Raw genomic sequence first — 5,269 nt, forward strand, 5'->3', positions numbered from 1 at the left:
TGGACTATACAATCCTTCGATTAACGGTGGTAAGTCCTCATCGAGATGGTCACGGATTTTCAACCCCTGAATAAATGCCCCTTTGCGATCGCGTCCTTTGCTAACGGTGAAACCCAATTGATTGTTACACAGGTCTAACAACAAGAAAGAGAAGCGACTTAAAGATATGGCGTTAACTCCCGATAATGAACAATATTCGCTGTAATTTGCATATAACCAGATAGTTTCCTTTGATTCTCCCAAAGGTGACTTACAACCGACCTGGGTTTGATAGTCCTCGATGTAAACCACCTTCTCGTTTAACCATGCTGCAATGCTATTGGTATCAATTAGGTTCTCTAGCTTGCTTTTTCGCAATCCTGGGGCGTAGTTGTAGGGGTCTTTGATAATTTGGGTGGCTTGGTGTGAATCCATTTCTAAAACCCAATTTAGAAGCCCTGGTATGTGTGGGGCAAATTCCCTGTTATATTGTTATTCCTGTCATGATCTATCAGCTTCCTTTGATCCTTGTCAGCAATACGCTGATTCATTGATAAGGGAATCTCTCGACGGTATAACCCACTGGTATGATCTCCAGTTTTAATCGGCTCGTTCGACGTGATGATTACTAAAGCATTCGGATAAAAACTTGCTAGGGCCTGCTTATACTTCTGCTCAAATCTTAGGCGATCGCCTCCTGTTAATGCCTTGAGTTTCTTTACCCCCTTATAACTGGTGGCTTCGTTGATTATCACCAGCCGTTTATCTTTGATGTTGGAGGTTTCAAACTTATCTTTTTCCAAAATGTCTAAGTCGGTGACATGAACATTCTCGGCTCCAACTAAGGCGATCGCTAATTTGGTTAACGTGGACTTTCCACTTCCCCCCGGTCCACACAAAGCCAGGAATTTCTGCCAGTCCGCCCGTCCGGTGACGATGCCATGAAGATATGCCCTAATTAGGTTAACTAAGGTTGCGTCCCTTCCATCATTTCTAAAAGCCATTGCTTGATAGGGTTACAAGATGCCAAGGGGTTAAAGTCATACGGTAAGCACCATGTTAAGTAATTTGTGGGACTATGGGGCCACAAGTCCTTTGTCTCAATGTCTAATACCCCGTTCCGGAAGGGGATAAGTCCTTTTTGACTATTGGTGGACATTTCGTTGACTAACAATACCCTAGATAACCGTTTGCCTATTGCTTCGACAAAAGTGAACTTATAATCTGATACTTTTGGGATTTGTGCCTTTAACTGCTCTATTAACTCTAATTTTTGTGACCTATCCCTGTTACTTCCTTTTACGGCACTTATCGCCGTTTGAATTTGCTGGCTAATGGTTTCTGCTTTGTCAACTAATCCATCTAGTTCTAGCATTAACCTCTGTTCTAAACGTTCTTTAGTGATTAAATCCCATATTCCTTCTTTTTCAGCATTATACAAATACCATTCTTTCGTTATCCCTTCATAAATGAGTCTATCTTTGTATAAAGAGGCTAAATACTCACATACCCTTTTCTCATTCCATTTGGGTAAGTCATGCTCTAGTTGAGTTATTTTGATTGAGGCCGGTTCATTACTCCGATTTTCCCATACTTCACCGAACCATTGGGCCCCGTTGGCAACGATCGCATCATCAATGCCTTTCTCCGGTGTCTCCCAACTTAGAAACAAAACTTTACAACAAGCATCACGGAAGCACGACGCTAACCTCTCCCTGGCCGCTATTACCGCAGCTTGGGTTTTAAACTTCTCGTCTTGATCAAAGACGATAACTACTTCGCGGCCCGGTTGGGCTAAGTATTGAAGCTGTGGCAATAACGTGGGGTTTCCGTCGTCTTTGGGTGAACCGTTCCATATTCCGGGAATGCTAATGGCCGCTACCCCTTGGGATAATAAGGCTCCTGCTTTTTTGGTTCCCTCAACAACGGCGATCGCCACTTCTGGATTCTCCTTCACCCATTTCCAGAATAATTGATCTTTTTGCCGTAGAAATTCTTTATAGGTTATCCCCTCGGTTAATATCCATTGTTCTCGAATTCTTTCTCGGTATTCTTTTAATAATCCCGACTTCTTGGCGACTTTTAAGCCGATACGTCGAGAAACCTTAAGACAGATGGCTTCAACCGGTTCATAGGGGGGAACTTCATATTTTCGGGTTTTACCATCGGGGGTAACTTTGGGGTTATTGGGTTTAAGCTGGCCCCAGAGAATGTCTTCTCCTGTTTCCGGGTCAATGGCGTTGACTCCATATCCCCCGTCCTCTAAGTGGACGTTGGCTTTTAGGGTTCTGTTGTTGATTCGTCCATCGTTCCGACGGGGTACGTTGTCTGAGTATAGTAAGAAATCGTAAGTGGCGAGGCCAATAAGCGATCTCACGTTGAGTAAGACGATTTCTGGGTCGACTCCAGAACCGATAACCCATTCATTGCGGTGCTTTTCGTTGATGTTATTCATGATTACTCCATTGCAGATATACCGCTATATCTCCCAGGAGTTTCCGTTCTTAAATGCTGGCAAGTACAATAGTAAATATATATATGTATTGATGAAGTTGTATTTTCCTCATCAACTGGGTTCGGAAGCAGTATTTTTGAAGCAGAAACAACGAGGAAATACAGCTTTTTTTTGACTAATTATCCAAATAAAAATAGCCGAATACCCCCTACTAGGTAGGGACAAGCTTATTTTTCGCTGACTAATTCTGCCTCTACGTATTCAATCAAGTCTGCTGGCTCGCACTGAAGCGCATCACATAAGCGAATAATTCTTTCTATCCATTCAAGGACGCTACGACCTTTCTCGTAATTTCTGATGGTTGTTTCAGTTACACCAACTTTCAGGGCTAACTCTCGTTGCGTTAACCCGGCCTGTTCTCTTAGTTGTGCGATTCTACTCACTGGCAATTTACCCATAAAAGTCTTATACCAGAATAATAACATAAAAGTCCTTGCATAAAACTATTGACACCGTAAATAGTTTTACGCTAATATATTTACAGTTAAGGAGTTTCATTTTTTGTTACCAGAGAGAACTGGTCGAACAAACACCGAAAGAGAAAAATCCTTAACTGACAACAAAAGAGAGCGCAAGAAACTAAAATTTCTCGGCTCTCCCTAACTCTTTTATTACTTTCATTATGCAACAGAACCAAGATGTACAGCCTATCGAGGGCTTAACCCAGTGCAATACCTGTCTTAATTGCCCCATGTTCACCGATTTCCGAGACTCTCGCAGTCGAGGATGGTGTTCAGCCTTTGAGAGAATGGCTAAGACTTTTCATCCCTTAACCCACGACTGTGAATTAGCGATCACTCAATACACCGAACAAAACCCTATCGAGGTTGCCATTACCCTGTGTACCCATGAATTAGCCATTGATCCCGATGATGGCCATAGTTATCCCAAGGAAGAGCGAGTTATCAGCTTTGCTGTGACTGAAGTGAGCAGAAAAGCGGTATTAGAAGCTTTTGAACCTCATAAAGACCAATTTAAAGGCTTTTATATTCTGGATTATCATCAGTGTTTTCCCAACGCTGAATTTTAAACCATCAAGGGTGGGCAATGCCCACCTTACTTTATTTCTTTTTCAAAAAAAAGTCCATAATTGATGAAATTAGAGCTAATCATGAACAATCAACCAATTATTGATAATATTATCATCTGGAAAGGATTTGGCTATCCCCATAAGCCTAATAATCCTTGGGACTCAAAGTGTCGTTTAAGAATTTGGCAACAAAACCCTGTCATTGTACTATTTTCAGACTTAGACATTCCAGATACAGGAACGTCGATCACCAACTGTTGCGAAAATATCTCAAGCATTGTGCAGTTTCATTTTAGGCTACAAAACCCCATTCGTTGGTTTGAGCATTATCCGAGACATCACCGTAGTCTCCAACAACAGCAAGAGTCCCTTGAAACCGTTGACGAAATATTTTATGACTATGACGAAAAAGAACAACGGTATAAAAAGCCACGTTGGAAAGCTTATGACCGAAAATCCTTTGAAAAGCTGGTGAATTGTTCTATTTTGATTGATGATGTCGATTCTCTTACTACAATCAGTCTCGCAAATCCTTGGCAAAAGCATCAGGAAGATTTTAAACAGGGACTCGAAGATCGTAGAAATCGAAAACCTTTAAGAAACAATCCGACAAAAGCTTATCAAGAAGGTTATTTCACTGCAATGCAAGAACAACATGAGTTTAATTGATGCAAAACGTTATGTTAACGAATTTTCATAACTTAAGGCAAAATCTCAACTATTTCCTTCGCAAACCTCCCATTGATTGCCACAAAGTTCATAATCCTTCTACTCCTTTTTGTTCTGGATGCGAACCCGAACAAACCTTCGAGTGTGAACAGTGTGGCCAGTTAACCTCTTGGTGTAATGGTGGTGACGGGGATGAACTTTGCGATCGTTGTTGGGACCAAAATCAACCTGATGACGACCCGATTCCTTTATCGCAGTTAACCCAAAAAACTACTAAATACTAAAATTAGGTTAAACGATTTAATTATTAAATAGGAGAAAGGACAATGAATAATCTTCAAGAAGATGCTAAGTCAATTTTTAAGCGAATCAAGAAAAATATTACTGAAGGTTCCTTATATAAAGACATAGAAAATAAATATAATTATCAAAATGTAAGAGATTACGGCTCAATCAAAAATATGATTATTTCCTGTTTGGCTATGACAGGTAATAGTGATAATATCTTACCTTCGATGTTTAATCAAAAAAGTTATTTAGATGATATTGTTTGGCAAGAAAATGTCCTAGCTTCTTTAAGTATAATTCAAAATCAATTACCCCTTTACTGGTTAGAAAAAGAATGGTTGAAGATGATACTTAAAACTGATTTACCATCAGTTATTGATGAAATCAAAATGCCTTTTAAAGAAGCTATTTTAATTCTACCAGAAAACTTAATCATTTCTCCTGATGGTTTTCCTGTTGAATTTATTTACTTTAAACATTTTTTAGCAGGGGAAAAAGGTAAAGATATTTTAATTGATAGTAATTTTACTAGAAATTATGTCACTTTAAAAAATCCTCCAAAACTTTCAGAAACTATTACCTGGAGTACAACAATGTACGGTTTGGGATATATGGAAAATCTGAATGTCAAAGCAGGAAAAATTATTAGAGGTGGCTTCGATTTTTATAACTTTCCCGATACTTACGACCCAAAAACTTTTAATCAATCTGAAGAAAAAGCTTTTATGGTAAAAATAAGTGACTTAATTATCAAAACCATATTATTTCTACAAATTTATCCTCAAATT

7 protein-coding genes and 1 pseudogene are annotated in these 5,269 nt (G+C 39.3%); 4 read left to right on the forward strand and 4 right to left on the reverse strand.

Features of this window, described 5'->3' with window-relative positions; all coding sequences use genetic code 11:
* The 4 genes and pseudogenes from C4E06_RS28525 to C4E06_RS27185 all read right to left on the reverse strand — a co-directional run.
* Positions 1-414 (reverse strand): annotated as a pseudogene (locus tag C4E06_RS28525) (DNA primase); the annotation flags it as partial.
* Between the two features lie 14 nt (positions 415-428).
* The gene (locus tag C4E06_RS28530; protein ID WP_198649090.1) at positions 429-983 is read right to left on the reverse strand and encodes a DUF5906 domain-containing protein; all 555 of its coding nucleotides are present in this window, start codon (positions 981-983) and stop codon (positions 429-431) included.
* Positions 947-2,434, reverse strand: a complete 1,488-nt coding sequence (locus tag C4E06_RS27180; protein ID WP_198649091.1) for a DUF3854 domain-containing protein — start codon at positions 2,432-2,434, stop codon at positions 947-949. Before C4E06_RS27180 ends, C4E06_RS28530 begins: the two co-directional genes overlap by 37 nt.
* Before the next feature lie 227 nt (positions 2,435-2,661).
* Positions 2,662-2,877: a helix-turn-helix domain-containing protein gene (locus C4E06_RS27185; protein ID WP_232826400.1), complete on the reverse strand. Its 216-nt coding sequence runs from the start codon at positions 2,875-2,877 to the stop codon at positions 2,662-2,664.
* A 239-nt stretch (positions 2,878-3,116) separates the two neighbouring features.
* Here C4E06_RS27185 and C4E06_RS27190 point away from each other — a divergent pair, with 239 nt between their 5' ends.
* The 4 genes from C4E06_RS27190 to C4E06_RS27205 all read left to right on the forward strand — a co-directional run.
* Positions 3,117-3,524, forward strand: coding sequence for a hypothetical protein (locus tag C4E06_RS27190; RefSeq protein ID WP_198649093.1), 408 nt, complete (start codon positions 3,117-3,119; stop codon positions 3,522-3,524).
* A gap of 81 nt (positions 3,525-3,605) precedes the next feature.
* Positions 3,606-4,193: a hypothetical protein gene (locus C4E06_RS27195; RefSeq protein WP_157951274.1), complete on the forward strand. Its 588-nt coding sequence runs from the start codon at positions 3,606-3,608 to the stop codon at positions 4,191-4,193.
* An 11-nt stretch (positions 4,194-4,204) separates the two neighbouring features.
* On the forward strand, positions 4,205-4,477 hold the full coding sequence (locus tag C4E06_RS27200; RefSeq protein WP_232826401.1) for a hypothetical protein: 273 nt from the start codon (positions 4,205-4,207) through the stop codon (positions 4,475-4,477).
* Positions 4,478-4,519: 42 nt separating this feature from the next.
* The coding region (locus C4E06_RS27205; RefSeq protein ID WP_107671429.1) for a hypothetical protein at positions 4,520-5,269 on the forward strand (750 nt) is incomplete at its 3' end.

The organism is Cyanothece sp. BG0011, assembly GCF_003013815.1.
Classification (GTDB): domain Bacteria; phylum Cyanobacteriota; class Cyanobacteriia; order Cyanobacteriales; family Microcystaceae; genus Crocosphaera.